This window comes from Bradyrhizobium sp. WSM4872, from assembly GCF_055811715.1.
Window position 1 is genome coordinate 35,326 of sequence record NZ_JBVVPT010000012.1, and the last position, 14,347, is coordinate 49,672.

5 protein-coding genes are annotated in these 14,347 nt (G+C 62.9%); 4 read left to right on the forward strand and 1 reads right to left on the reverse strand.

The features are described from left to right. Positions 1-327: 327 nt before the first annotated feature. The 4 genes from rpoB (at position 328) to AC0L3C_RS18150 (ending at position 13,174) form a co-directional block, all read left to right on the forward strand. Positions 328-4,443 carry a DNA-directed RNA polymerase subunit beta gene (rpoB, locus tag AC0L3C_RS18135; protein WP_007602996.1) on the forward strand — a complete coding sequence of 1,372 codons (4,116 nt, stop codon included), beginning with the start codon at positions 328-330 and terminating at the stop codon, positions 4,441-4,443. 128 nt (positions 4,444-4,571) lie between these two features. Further along, the gene (gene rpoC, locus AC0L3C_RS18140) at positions 4,572-8,768 is read left to right on the forward strand and encodes a DNA-directed RNA polymerase subunit beta' (protein WP_473263988.1); all 4,197 of its coding nucleotides are present in this window, start codon (positions 4,572-4,574) and stop codon (positions 8,766-8,768) included. 191 nt (positions 8,769-8,959) lie between these two features. Beyond that, positions 8,960-11,020 carry an FAD-dependent oxidoreductase gene (locus AC0L3C_RS18145; protein ID WP_473281182.1) on the forward strand — a complete coding sequence of 687 codons (2,061 nt, stop codon included), beginning with the start codon at positions 8,960-8,962 and terminating at the stop codon, positions 11,018-11,020. 132 nt (positions 11,021-11,152) lie between these two features. Beyond that, positions 11,153-13,174: an ABC transporter ATP-binding protein gene (locus AC0L3C_RS18150; protein ID WP_473281180.1), complete on the forward strand. Its 2,022-nt coding sequence runs from the start codon at positions 11,153-11,155 to the stop codon at positions 13,172-13,174. Here AC0L3C_RS18150 and AC0L3C_RS18155 read toward each other — a convergent pair. Beyond that, positions 13,102-14,340, reverse strand: a complete 1,239-nt coding sequence (locus tag AC0L3C_RS18155; RefSeq protein ID WP_473408616.1) for an FAD-dependent oxidoreductase — start codon at positions 14,338-14,340, stop codon at positions 13,102-13,104. The genes AC0L3C_RS18150 and AC0L3C_RS18155 overlap by 73 nt on opposite strands. Between the last annotated feature and the right edge of the window lie 7 nt (positions 14,341-14,347).

Consider the following 14,347-nt stretch of genomic DNA (forward strand, 5'->3'; position numbering starts at 1 on the left):
GAATCTGCACTAATGTCGCCCCATATCGGGTCGGCAGCACGAAAGCGCGGTGGGCAGGGATGCCGCATTTCCCTGTAAGCCGTTGGGAGAGCAAGCTATTTCGGGCTTTTGCAGTCCGTGAAGAGGATGGTTGTGACGGGCGGGCGCGCTCCTGCGCCCCGCGCGTCGTTTTGCGTTTTGAAGGTCTGAAGAACAGATTCAGGACATTCCTGCCTGAAACTGAGTCTCCGGCCCCCAAGACGGGTTCGAAAAATTCAACCCGGGGAGCGGCGGTCGCTGCGTTCCGGAGGGCGCGCCCAAATCGGGCGACGAAAATGAGAGGCCACGATGGCGCAGCAGACATTCACCGGTCGCAAACGCGTTCGCAAGTTCTTCGGACACATCAAGGAAGTGGCCGAGATGCCGAACCTCATCGAGGTTCAGAAGGCGTCCTATGACCAGTTCCTGATGGTCGACGAGCCCCAGGGCGGGCGGTCGGACGAGGGCTTGCAGGCGGTGTTCCGCTCGGTGTTCCCGATCTCCGACTTCTCGGGCACCTCGATGCTGGAATTCGTCCGCTACGAGTTCGAGCCGCCGAAATACGACGTCGACGAGTGCCGCCAGCGTGGCATGACCTTCGCGGCTCCCCTCAAGGTGACGCTGCGCCTCATCGTGTTCGATATCGACGAGGAAACCGGCGCGAAGTCGGTCAAGGACATCAAGGAGCAGGACGTCTACATGGGCGACATCCCGCTCATGACGATGAACGGCACCTTCATCGTCAACGGCACCGAGCGCGTCATCGTCTCGCAGATGCACCGTTCGCCGGGCGTGTTCTTCGACCACGACAAGGGCAAGACTCATTCGTCGGGCAAGCTGCTGTTCGCCGCCCGCGTGATCCCCTATCGCGGCTCCTGGCTCGACATCGAGTTCGATGCCAAGGACATCGTCTATGCGCGTATCGACCGTCGCCGCAAGCTTCCGGTGACGTCGCTGATGTTCGCGCTCGGCCTCGACGGCGAGGCGATCCTCAGTACCTTCTACAAGAAGATCCAGTACAAGCGGATCAAGGAGGGCTGGCGCGTTCCGTTCGACGCCAATCGTTTCCGCGGCTACTCGACCATCAACGACCTGATCGACGCCGATACCGGCAAGGTCGTGCTCGAAGCCGGCAAGAAGCTCACCGTGCGCGGTGCGCGTCAGATGCAGGAGAAGGGTCTGAAGGCGCTGCGCCTGTCGGATGCCGAGCTCGTCGGCAACTACATCGCCGAGGACCTCGTCAATCCCAAGACCGGCGAGATCCACGCCGAAGCCGGTGAAGAGATCACCGACAAGTCGATGAAGGCTCTCAACGAGCAGGGCTACAAGGAACTGCCGCTGCTCGACATCGACCACGTCAATGTCGGCGCCTACATCCGCAACACGCTCTCGGCCGACAAGAACATGACGCGCGAGGACGCGCTGTTCGACATCTACCGCGTGATGCGTCCCGGCGAGCCGCCGACGCTTGATTCGGCGCAGGCGATGTTCCAGTCGCTGTTCTTCGACGCCGAGCGCTACGACCTCTCGGCCGTCGGCCGCGTCAAGATGAACATGCGCCTCGACCTCGATGCGCCCGACACCCAGCGCACGCTGCGCAAGGAAGACATCCTCTCCGTCATCAAGACGCTGGTGGATCTGCGCGACGGCAAGGGCGAGATCGACGACATCGACCATCTCGGCAACCGCCGTGTGCGTTCGGTCGGCGAGCTCATGGAGAACCAGTACCGCATCGGCTTGCTCCGCATGGAGCGCGCGATCAAGGAGCGCATGTCTTCGGTCGACATCGACACGGTCATGCCGCAGGACCTGATCAACGCGAAGCCGGCGGCCGCCGCCGTGCGCGAGTTCTTCGGCTCCTCGCAGCTCTCGCAGTTCATGGACCAGACCAACCCGCTGTCGGAGATCACCCACAAGCGCCGCCTGTCGGCACTTGGACCGGGCGGTCTGACCCGCGAGCGCGCCGGCTTCGAGGTGCGCGACGTGCATCCGACGCATTACGGCCGCATCTGCCCGATCGAGACGCCGGAAGGTCCGAACATCGGCCTGATCAACTCGCTCGCGACCTTCGCGCGCGTGAACAAGTACGGCTTCGTCGAGACGCCTTACCGCAAGGTCAAGGACGGTCGCGTCACCGACGAGGTCGTGTACCTCTCGGCGATGGAAGAGGGCCGCTACACGGTCGCGCAGGCCAACGTGCCGCTCGATCCGAAAGGCCGCTTCACCGAAGATCTCGTGGTCTGCCGTCACGCCGGCGAAGTCTTGCCGGTGACCCCGGACAAGGTCGACTACATGGACGTGTCGCCGAAGCAGCTCGTTTCGGTCGCGGCCGCGCTGATCCCGTTCCTCGAGAACGACGACGCCAACCGCGCGCTGATGGGCTCGAACATGCAGCGCCAGGCGGTGCCGCTGGTTCGCGCCGAAGCGCCGTTCGTCGGCACCGGCATGGAAGGCGTGGTTGCGCGTGACTCGGGTGCTGCGATCGCGGCGCGCCGTTCGGGCGTGATCGACCAGATCGACGCAACCCGCGTCGTCATCCGCGCCACGGAAGATCTCGATCCGACCAAGTCGGGCGTCGATATCTACCGGCTGATGAAGTACCAGCGCTCCAACCAATCGACCTGCATCAACCAGCGTCCGCTGGTGAAGGTCGGCGATATCGTCAAGAAGGGCGACATCATCGCCGACGGTCCGTCGACCGATCTCGGCGAGCTCGCGCTCGGCCGGAACGTGCTCGTCGCGTTCATGCCGTGGAACGGCTACAACTTCGAAGACTCGATCCTGCTCTCCGAGCGGATCGTGAAGGAAGACGTGTTCACCTCAATTCATATCGAAGAATTCGAGGTGATGGCCCGCGACACCAAGCTCGGACCCGAGGAAATCACCCGCGACATTCCGAACGTGTCGGAAGAAGCGCTGAAGAACCTCGACGAAGCCGGCATCGTGTACATCGGCGCGGAAGTGCGCGCCGGCGACATCCTGGTCGGCAAGATCACGCCGAAGGGCGAAAGCCCGATGACGCCGGAAGAAAAGCTCCTGCGCGCTATCTTCGGCGAGAAGGCTTCCGACGTCCGCGACACCTCGCTGCGCGTTCCTCCGGGCGTGCAGGGCACCATCGTCGAAGTGCGCGTGTTCAACCGGCACGGCGTCGACAAGGACGAGCGTGCGCTGGCGATCGAACGGGAAGAGATCGAGCGTCTGGCCAAGGACCGCGACGACGAGCAGGCGATCCTGGACCGCAACGTCTACAATCGTCTTGCCGAGCTGCTCGAGGGACGGCAGGGCATCGCCGGTCCGAAGGGCTTCAAGAAGGACACCAAGATCACCCGTGCGGTGCTCGAGGAGTACCCGAAGTCGCAATGGTGGCTGTTCGCTTCGCCGAACGACAAGCTGATGGCCGAGATCGAGGCCATGCGGAAGCAGTACGACGAGTCGAAGAAGGGGCTGGAACAGCGCTTCCTCGACAAGGTCGAAAAGCTTCAGCGCGGTGACGAATTGCCGCCCGGCGTGATGAAGATGGTCAAGGTCTTCGTCGCGGTGAAGCGCAAGATCCAGCCCGGCGACAAGATGGCCGGCCGCCATGGCAACAAGGGCGTGGTGTCGAAGATCGTGCCGATCGAGGACATGCCGTTCCTCGAAGACGGTACGCATGCCGACATCGTGCTCAATCCGCTCGGCGTGCCCTCGCGCATGAACGTCGGACAGATCCTCGAGACCCATCTCGGCTGGGCCTGTGCCGGCCTCGGCAAGCGTATCGGCCAGACGGTCGATGCCTATTTGTCGAAGCAGGACATCCGGCCGCTGAAGGAAACCTTGAAGAAGGTCTACGGCGAGGACGAGACGATCAAGTCGCTCAACGACAACGAGTTGATCGAGCTCGGCCACAATCTGAGCCGCGGCGTTCCGATCGCGACGCCGGTGTTCGACGGCGCCAAGGAAGCCGACATCGAGGAGATGCTGAAGCTTGCCGGTCTCGACGCTTCGGGCCAGTCGACCGTCTATGACGGCCGCACCGGCGATGCTTTCGACCGCAAGGTGACGGTGGGCTACATCTACATGCTCAAGCTGCACCATCTCGTCGACGACAAGATCCACGCGCGTTCGATCGGTCCGTACTCGCTCGTTACCCAGCAGCCGCTGGGCGGCAAGGCGCAGTTCGGCGGCCAGCGTTTCGGCGAAATGGAAGTGTGGGCGCTCGAGGCTTACGGCGCCGCGTACACGCTCCAGGAGATGCTGACCGTGAAGTCGGACGACGTCGCCGGCCGTACCAAAGTGTACGAGGCGATCGTGCGTGGCGATGACACCTTCGAGGCCGGTATTCCGGAATCGTTCAACGTGCTGGTCAAGGAAATGCGCTCGCTCGGCCTCAACGTCGACTTGCACAATTCCAAGGTCGGACCGGGGACGGCGGAAGCGGCCGAGTAATACGACCCTCATGCCCGGCCTGAACGGCCGGGCATCGGCGCCCAGTCCTGGAATCGCGAGGGCAGGGCGCCCCGCATAGTGATTTTCGAATTTGCTGCCGGAGGCGACCGGCACGCGAGGAGAAGACGATGAACCAAGAAATTATGAATCTCTTTAATCCGACGACGCCGGCTCAGGTCTTCGACCAGATCCGGATCTCGATCGCGAGCCCCGAGAAGATTCTGTCCTGGTCGTACGGCGAGATCAAGAAGCCGGAAACCATCAACTACCGTACCTTCAAGCCCGAACGCGACGGCCTGTTCTGCGCCCGCATCTTCGGGCCGATCAAGGACTACGAGTGCTTGTGCGGCAAGTACAAGCGCATGAAGTACAAGGGCATCATCTGCGAGAAGTGCTCGGTCGAGGTCACGCTGTCGCGCGTCCGGCGCGAGCGCATGGGCCATATCGAGCTCGCAGCTCCCGTCGCCCACATCTGGTTCCTGAAGTCGCTGCCCTCGCGCATCGGCCTCCTGCTCGACATGACGTTGAAGGATCTCGAGCGGATCCTCTACTTCGAATATTACGTCGTGCTCGAGCCGGGCCTCACCGCGCTGAAGGACCGTCAGCTCTTGTCGGAAGACGAGTACCTGAAGGCGCAGGACGAATACGGCCAGGATTCCTTCACCGCCATGATCGGCGCGGAAGCGATCCGCGAGCTGCTCAAGGGCATGGATCTCGAGAAGCTCGAGCTGACCTTGCGCGCGGAGATGCAGGAGACCGACTCCGACATCAAGCACAAGAAGCTCGCCAAGCGCCTGAAGATCGTGGAAGCGTTCCGCCACTCCGGCAACAAGCCGGAATGGATGATCATGACCGTGGTCCCGGTGATTCCGCCGGACCTGCGTCCGCTGGTGCCGCTGGACGGCGGCCGCTTCGCGACCTCGGACCTCAACGACCTCTATCGCCGCGTCATCAACCGCAACAACCGCTTGAAGCGGCTGATGGAGCTGCGCGCGCCGGACATCATCATCCGCAACGAGAAGCGCATGCTTCAGGAGGCCGTCGACGCGCTGTTCGACAACGGCCGCCGCGGCCGCGTCATCACGGGTGCCAACAAGCGTCCGCTGAAGTCGCTCGCCGACATGCTCAAGGGCAAGCAGGGCCGGTTCCGTCAGAACCTGCTCGGCAAGCGCGTCGACTATTCGGGCCGTTCGGTGATCGTGGTCGGTCCCGAGCTGCGCCTGCATCAGTGCGGCCTGCCGAAGAAGATGGCGCTCGAGCTGTTCAAGCCGTTCATCTACTCGCGGCTTGACGCCAAGGGCCTGTCCACCACCGTGAAGCAGGCCAAGAAGCTGGTCGAGAAGGAGCGGCCCGAGGTCTGGGACATCCTGGACGAGGTCATTCGTGAGCATCCCGTGCTGCTCAACCGCGCACCGACGCTGCATCGCCTCGGCATCCAGGCGTTCGAGCCCGTGCTGATCGAGGGCAAGGCGATCCAGCTCCACCCGCTGGTCTGCGCCGCGTTCAACGCCGACTTCGACGGCGACCAGATGGCCGTGCACGTCCCGCTGTCGCTGGAAGCGCAGCTGGAAGCGCGCGTCCTGATGATGTCGACCAACAACATCCTGCATCCGGCGAACGGCCAGCCGATCATCGTGCCGTCGCAGGACATCGTGCTCGGTCTCTATTACGTCTCCATCATGCGCGAAGGCCTGCCCGGCGAGGGCAAGATCTTCGGCGAGATGGCGGAGCTCGAACACGCGCTGCACGCGAAGGTCATCCACCTCCACACCAAGATCAAGTACCGGTGGGAAGGCATCGACGATACCGGCAAGATCTCCAAGCGCTGGATCGAGACCACCGCTGGCCGCGTCATGCTGGGCAATTTGCTGCCGAAGAACCCGCGTGTTCCGTACGAGATCATCAACAAGCTGATGACCAAGCGCGAGATCTCCGGCGTGATCGACCAGGTCTACCGCCACTGCGGTCAGAAGGAGACGGTGATCTTCTGCGACCGCATCATGGCGCTCGGCTTCTACAACGCGTTCAAGGCCGGCATCTCGTTCGGCAAGGACGACATGGTCGTGCCGCACTCCAAGTGGAAGATCGTCGACACCACCCGTACGCTGGCGAAGGATTTCGAGCAGCAGTACAACGACGGTCTGATCACCCATGGCGAGAAGTACAACAAGGTCGTCGACGCCTGGTCGAAGGCCACGGAAGAAATCGCCAAGGCGATGATGAAGGAGATCTCCTCGACCAAGAAGACGGCGAGCGGGGCGGATGCCGACATCAACTCGATCTACATGATGGCTCACTCCGGTGCCCGCGGTTCGCCGGCCCAGATGCGCCAGCTCGCCGGCATGCGCGGCCTCATGGCCAAACCGTCGGGTGAGATCATCGAGACGCCGATCATCTCGAACTTCAAGGAAGGCCTCTCGGTGCTCGAGTACTTCAACTCGACCCACGGCGCCCGCAAGGGCCTCGCGGACACCGCGTTGAAGACCGCGAACTCCGGCTACCTGACCCGTCGTCTCGTCGACGTCGCGCAGGACTGCATCATCACGCAGGACGATTGCGGCACCAAGCTCGGCATCAAGATGCGCGCCATCGTCGATGCCGGCACCGTGGTCGCTTCGCTCGGCTCGCGCATCCTCGGACGCACGGCCTGCGAAGACGTGCGTGACAGCACGGGCAAGGTGATCTTCAAGCGCGGTACGCTGATGGAAGAGAGCCATCTGGATGCCATCCAGCAGGGCGGCGTCCAGGAGGTGAAGATCCGCTCGGCGCTGACCTGCGAACTCGTCAACGGCATCTGCGGCAAGTGCTACGGCCGCGATCTCGCTCGCGGCACGCCGGTCAACCACGGCGAAGCGGTCGGCGTCATTGCGGCGCAGTCGATCGGCGAGCCTGGCACCCAGCTCACCATGCGCACCTTCCACATCGGCGGTGCGGCGCAGCTGAACGAGCAATCTTTCGTCGAATCCAACTTCGACGGCAAGATCGTGATCCGGAACAAGGCCATCGCCCGCAACAGCGAAGGCCACCTGGTCGCGATGGTTCGCAACATGGTGATCGCGATCGTCGATGCCGACGGCACCGAGCGTGCAACGCACCGTATTCAGTACGGGTCGCGCCTGCACGTCGACGAGGGCGACATGGTCAAGCGCGGCCAGCGTATCGTCGAATGGGATCCCTACACCCGTCCGCTCCTCACCGAGGTCGAAGGCACCATCGGCTTCGAGGATCTGGTCGAGGGACAGTCGATCTCGGAAACGCTCGACGAGGCCACCGGTATTGCCAAGCGCGTGGTCATAGACTGGCGCTCGATGCGCGGCGGCGGGGACCTGCGTCCTGCCATCGTGATCAAGGGCAAGGACGGCAAGGTGCTCAAGCTCGCCCGTGGCGGCGATGCTCGCTACATGCTGTCGGTCGACGGCATTCTGTCGGTCGACGTCGGAGCCAAGGTCCAGGCGGGCGACATTCTCGCCCGTGTCTCGACCGAAAGCGCCAAGACGCGCGACATCACCGGCGGTCTGCCGCGGGTGGCGGAACTGTTCGAGGCTCGGCGTCCGAAGGATGCGGCGATCATCGCCGAAATCGCGGGCACTATCCGGTTTGGGCGCGACTACAAGAACAAGCGTCGCATCTCGATCGAGCCGATGGACAAGACCGACGAGGCGCGCGAGTACCTGATCCCGAAGGGCAAGCACATCCACCTTCAGGACGGCGACGTCGTCGAAAAGGGCGACTTCATCGTGGAAGGCAATCCGGCGCCGCACGACATTCTGGCGGTCAAGGGCATCGAGGAACTCGCGGCCTATCTGGTCAACGAGATCCAGGAGGTCTATCGGCTCCAGGGCGTGCTCATCAACGACAAGCACATCGAGGTGATCGTCCGTCAGATGCTCCAGAAGGTGGAAGTCACTGACCAGGGCGACACGGACATGATCTCGGGCGAGCAGATCGACAAGATCGAGTTCGACCAGATCAACGCCAAGGCCAAGGAAGAGGGCAAGAAGATCGCCACGGGGACGCCGGTTCTGCTCGGCATCACCAAGGCGAGCCTTCAGACCCGCTCCTTCTTCTCGGCGGCCTCGTTCCAGGAGACCACTCGCGTCCTCACGGAAGCGGCGGTCAACGGCAAGGTCGATCCGCTCGAAGGCCTCAAGGAGAACGTCATCGTCGGCCGGCTGATCCCGGCAGGCACCGGCGCCTCCATGGCGAAGATCCGCGAAGTCGCCGTGAAGCGCGACAAGATGATCCTCGACGAGCGCGAGAAGCAGGCGGCCGTCGTGCCGCCGGCGCCGGAAGTGGAGCCGATGGCGCTGCCACCTGCGGAATAATCGTTCATCCGTAGGAATACCGAGGACACTGAAAAGGCCGGCGCAAGCCGGCCTTTTTGCTGCTTTGTTTCCCTGTTGCGGTGCAGGATCAACCTTTGTTCATCTTTCCTTCAGGCGCAAAAGCGCTTCTGCTAGGAGAACTTAGACCGGTGGTCCCGTGAAGGGGGCGGGCCGGAGACCACGGAATTCTCATGCTTGATCTCGCAATCGTAGGCGGCGGCCCCGGCGGGCTGATGAGCGCTTGGTACCTGAAGCGCAAGCTCGGCGATCTCTGCCGCGTCACCATCTACGAGGCATCCGACCGGCTCGGCGGCAAGATCGTCACGCGCAAATTCGATTCTGCGCCCGCGATGTACGAGGCCGGGGTTGCCGAGATCTACGACTACTCGATGACCGGGCCGGATCCGTTGCGCGAGTTGATCCAGCATTTCGGCTTGCAGACCATTCCGATGGATGCCGAGCAGGTGCAGTTCGGCGGCGAGCTCCTCAACGACGTCGCGGGCATGCGCCGCAAATACGGGAACAAGACCGCGGCCGCGATCGAGGCGTTTCGTAAGCGCTGCGCCGACGCGATGACGCCGATCGAGTATTACGAGGGCGTCGGCGCGCACGACAACGAGAATCCCTGGGCCTACAAGACCGCCGAACAGGTGCTCGACGAGGAAGTCGAGGACGAGACCGCAAAGCGATTCTTCAAGGTGATGGCGCGCTCGGATCTCGCGACCGAGAGCCACAACACCAACGGGCTCAACGCGCTCAAGAACTACCTGATGGATGTCGACGGCTATATCGGCCTCTATTCCATCCAGAACGGCAACGAGCAGCTCATCGAGTGCCTCCAGTCGGAGGTCAATGCCGACATCCAGCTCAATCACCGAATCCTCACGGTCGGCAAGGCGCCGACCGGCCGCTATCAGCTCAAGATGATGAACGGCAAGGGACCGGAGACGCGAGACTTCGATCTGGTGCTGATGTGCCTGCCGCATTCCTGGCTCGGGACCGTCGGCTGGGAGGGCGAACAGCTCCGCAAGTCGATGGTCAAGCACGTCTCGTACTTCGACCGTCCTGCGCACTATTTGCGTGTCTCGATTCTGTTCGACACGCCGTTCTGGGGCGACAAGATCGCCGGCGCCTGGTTCATGTCGGAAGCCTTTGGCGGTTGCTGCGTCTATAACGAGGGCGCGCGCCATGATGTGGGCAAGCACGGCGTGCTGAACTGGCTGATTCCGGGCTCCGACGCGCTGGCCTTTGCGAATCTCTCCGACCAGGAGTTGATCGATGCCGCGCTGAAATCACTGCCGGCATCGCTCGGCGATGCTCGCTCGCATTTCATGGAAGGCAAGATCCACCGCTGGCTGTCGTCGGTGAACGCGATTCCGGGCGGCTTGCCCGTGCGCGACGTCATGACCAATCACCGCCCCGAGCCGAAGGAACATCCTGGAATCGTGGTGGTCGGCGACTATCTGTTCGACTCGACGCTGAACGGCCTGCTCGATTCCTCGGACGCGGCGACCGACATCATCTTGACCGAGATGATGCGCCTGCGCCGCGAGCGTTCGCAGGACGACAAGCCGCTCTCGGACAAGATCGATCGCGATTATTTCGACAATTATCGCGGCCAGGGTCCCTACAGCGAAGTGTGGCAACACTTCACCGATCCCGACTATCTCACAAAACTGATCGGCATCGTCTGGGGCAAAACCAAAGGCACGAAGCTCTTGATCGCGGGCTCGGCCAGCGGCGAGCTTGTCGGCGCGCTGCGCGATCGCGGCATCGATGCCTGGGGCATCGAGAACAACCGCACCATTCACGCCAGAACGCCGAAGGCACTGAAGAAGTACAACAAGCTCGGTTCGATCACCGACATGCCGTTCAAGGACGGTGCGTTCGACTTCGTGTTCGAGACCAGCCTCTGCCACGTTTCCCCGAAGCAGGTGGTCCGTGCGATCAGGGAGCTGAACCGTGTGGTCAAGACCGGGCTCGTGTTCGGCTCGGTCACCTCGGACATGGCGCCGGCACTGATCGACCGCTACGACCTTCTGCGCGGGGTCAAGAAGCTCGGCACCTGGTGGGAATGGTCCGAACTGTTCTTTGGCAACGGCTTCGAGCTGTCGATGCACCGCAAGGATTGCACCGACGCGCTCTGGGAGGCGACGCTCGCCGCCAACAAGGGCCCGGGCCAGTGGTACGCCGACGCCGATTCCCTGCGCTATTCCTTTTTCGACAAGGTCGAGGACGAGGAAGACGATTAGCCGCCTGAAGCAGGCGCCTTCGCCAATTGTTTTGCCGAATTCATCCTGATCGCATAGAATCGGTGCAATAGCGGTTTCCGCTATTTCCTGCTTTCTCTGCGGTCATGCCGGCCGTCAGCAACGGTTGGTTTCATGGCGTCCAAGCACCTCCCGCCCGACAAACAGAAGCTCGCCGCGGAAGAGGCGGCCGAGCTCGACGACAAGCTTGTCCCTGCCGCCAAGCCGGATCTCGAAGACGACGAGGACGATGAAGACGAGGAGGATGGCGGGCTGGAGCTCGATGACGACGATGAGGACGAGGACCTTGTCGTCTTTACCGCGCGCGAGGCCGCCGGCGCGCTCGCGACCATCCTGGGCTTCGTCAAACCCTTCCTGGTCAACTACAAGCAGATGCTGTCGTTTGTGGCGTTCGGCGTCTTCGTCGAGACGCTCTTCAACGTGATCATGCCGCTCAGCCTGAAGTACCTGATCGACGACGCGCTCGGCGAGGAGGATTTCCAGGCGCTGTACAAGATCCTCGGCGTGCTCGCAGTTGCGGGCATCTTCACCTCGATCGTCGCGGTCTGGTACGAACGCTGGGATGCGAGGCTCGCGGCCTGCATCATCTCCGACGTCCGCAAGCGGCTGTTCGAGCACGTCCAGGATCTGCCGGCTGCCTATTTCGGCCGCACCAAGCGCGGCGAGATCCTGTCGCGCTTCTCCGTCGACCTCGCGGCCTTCGAGGGCTCGGTCAAGACCTTCGCCAACAGCGCCGCACTGCCGTTCCTGGAGTTGATCGCGGGCATCATCCTGATGGTGTTCTTGAACTGGCAGCTCGCGGCGGTTGCGCTGCTGGTGTTCCCGATCACGCTGATCGGTCCCCGCATGCTCACGCCGAAGGCCGTTCAGGCGAATTACGAGCAGAAGCTCAATGAGTCCGCGCTGCTCGGCATGGTGCAGGAGAACGTGGCGGCGCAGGCCGTGATCAAGGCGTTCAGCCTGCAACGCCGGATGTTCGGCTTCTTCAAGTTCCGCAACGACGAGACGCGAAACAAGATGGCCTCGGCGGCATTCCTGTCGACCATGGTGGAGCGGACGGTCACCATCTCGGTGCTGCTCTTGCATCTCGTCGTGCTGGCGATCGGCGCATATCTGGCGACAAAGGGTCAGATCACCATCGGCACCTTCGTCACCTTCGAGAGCGCGTTCTGGGAGGTGTCCTACAACATCGCCCATGTGATGCATTTCATTCCCGTGTCGATCTCCTCGGCAGCCGCGATTCGTCACATGCAGGAGCTGCTCGACGAGCCCACGCGCAGCGCCGATCGTGCCGGCGCGCCCGATCTGCCCCGCATCACCAACGACATCACCTTCGACCACGTGACGTTCCAGTACGAAGGCAGCCAGACGCCGGTACTGGACAATCTCAGCCTCAAGCTCAATGTCGGCAAGCGAATTGCCATCGTCGGTCCGTCGGGTTCGGGCAAGAGCACGCTGTTGAATCTGATCCTGCGGCTCTATGTGCCGGACGAGGGCCGCGTCACCATCGACGGCGTCGACGTCCGCAAGGTGACGCTGGATTCGCTGCGCCGGAGCATGGCGGTGGTGTTCCAGGAGAACATGCTGTTCAACATGTCGATCCGGGAGAACATCCGGCTCGGCAAGGAGGGCGCGACCGACGAGGAGGTGGAGGAGGCGGCCAAGAAGGCCGAGATCCACCGCTACATCATGAGCCTGCCGCAGCGATACGACACGCCGGTGGGCGAGCGCGGCGATACCTTGTCGGGCGGCCAGCGCCAGCGCATCGCGATCGCGCGCGCGGTCATCCGCAATCCCTCCGTGCTGCTGCTGGACGAAGCCACTTCGGCGCTCGACCAGACCACGGAAGCCGCGATCAACCGAACGCTGCTGAAGGTTGCCAAGGGCCGCACCATGATCTGGTCGACCCACCGCCTGACCTCGGTGGTCGAGATGGACGAGATCATCGTGATTTCAGGGGGCAGGGCGATCGAGCGCGGCTCGCATGCCGAGCTGCTCGCCAGGAACGGCACCTATCGCAAGCTGTGGAACGACCAGATCCACCAACCGCATGGCGCGCCGGCTCACGTCGACGAGGACAGAGACGATGACGACGAGGATGAAGACGATCTCGACGAGGACGATGAGGAGGAGTGACCGAGGAAGTTAGGCTCCAGATCGAAGGCTCCTCCCAGCGGCCGCAATAGCCCCTGAATAGACCAGGCAATGAAGCGTGCCCAGCGTTGCACCGTCCAATAGGGGCTCGTCGCAATGGAGACCGAGCGGAAGTCGAACGCCTTCGCCGCCGACCAATCGTCGCAGGCCCGCTTGACCGGATCTGCGTAGAAGGCGGCGATCTTGCTTGTGTCCATCCCGTCGGAGGCCAGCCACTGCGGGATGTAGAGGTTGCAGAGGCGCTCGACGTCGGTGAACACCTTGTCGCAGCCGGTGCCGGCGGCGGGGCAGGAGGTCGAGAAGGCATCGCCCACCAGCACGAGGCCGGGTTGGCCGCTTGCATCGTTCACATAGAGATCGACCGGGCGGATCTTCAGCTCACCCGGAATGTCGAATGGTCCGGTGATGCGCTTGAGCCGCGGCAGCGCGGCGTTCAACGTCTCGGCGGGCGCGCGGCGCAGCTCACCCAGCCAGGGATCGTCGAAGCTGCGGTAAACGAACAGATTGGCGCGCATCCGCGTCCCGATCGGAAAAAGCGTGAGGTAGGGGATGCGGTCGCTCGGCCGTTCCGAGAAATAGGTCAGCGCCGGGAAGTCGAACGAGGCCCGTCCCGCGGGCACCACGTCGAAGCCGATCGAAATCGAATGGCAGGCACTGACGATCTTTCGGGCGATTCCCAGCTGGTGGCGCAGGCCGACGTTGAGGCCGTTGGCGAGCACGACCAGCCGGGCGGAAACCATCTCGTCGTTGGAGAGAGTGACCTTCTGCCGCTCCGCGCTTGTCTCGACCGAGACGGCCTTGGCGCAGATGCGCTCGACGCCGGCAGGAATTTCGTCGCGGACAGCGTTGACGAGGGAATCGTAGGGGATGTTGAACTGCCGGCTCGGCGCCTTGTCGAGAAGGCGGCCGAAGCGCGCGATCCAGTTCTCACCAACAAAGGTCGCGCGCCGCAGCACCGATTCGGCGATTCCCGTCTGCTGGAATCGTCCGACCTGCACGTGGCCGCTGAGTTTTTCGACTCGAAAGTCCGCCGAATAGCTCTCATGCGGATCGATCAGGATGGTCGAAATGCCGCTACGGCCGAGCATCGCGGCGGCGGTCGAGCCGGACAATCCCCCGCCGATAATGGCAATGTCGGTGTACCGCATGGCGCCA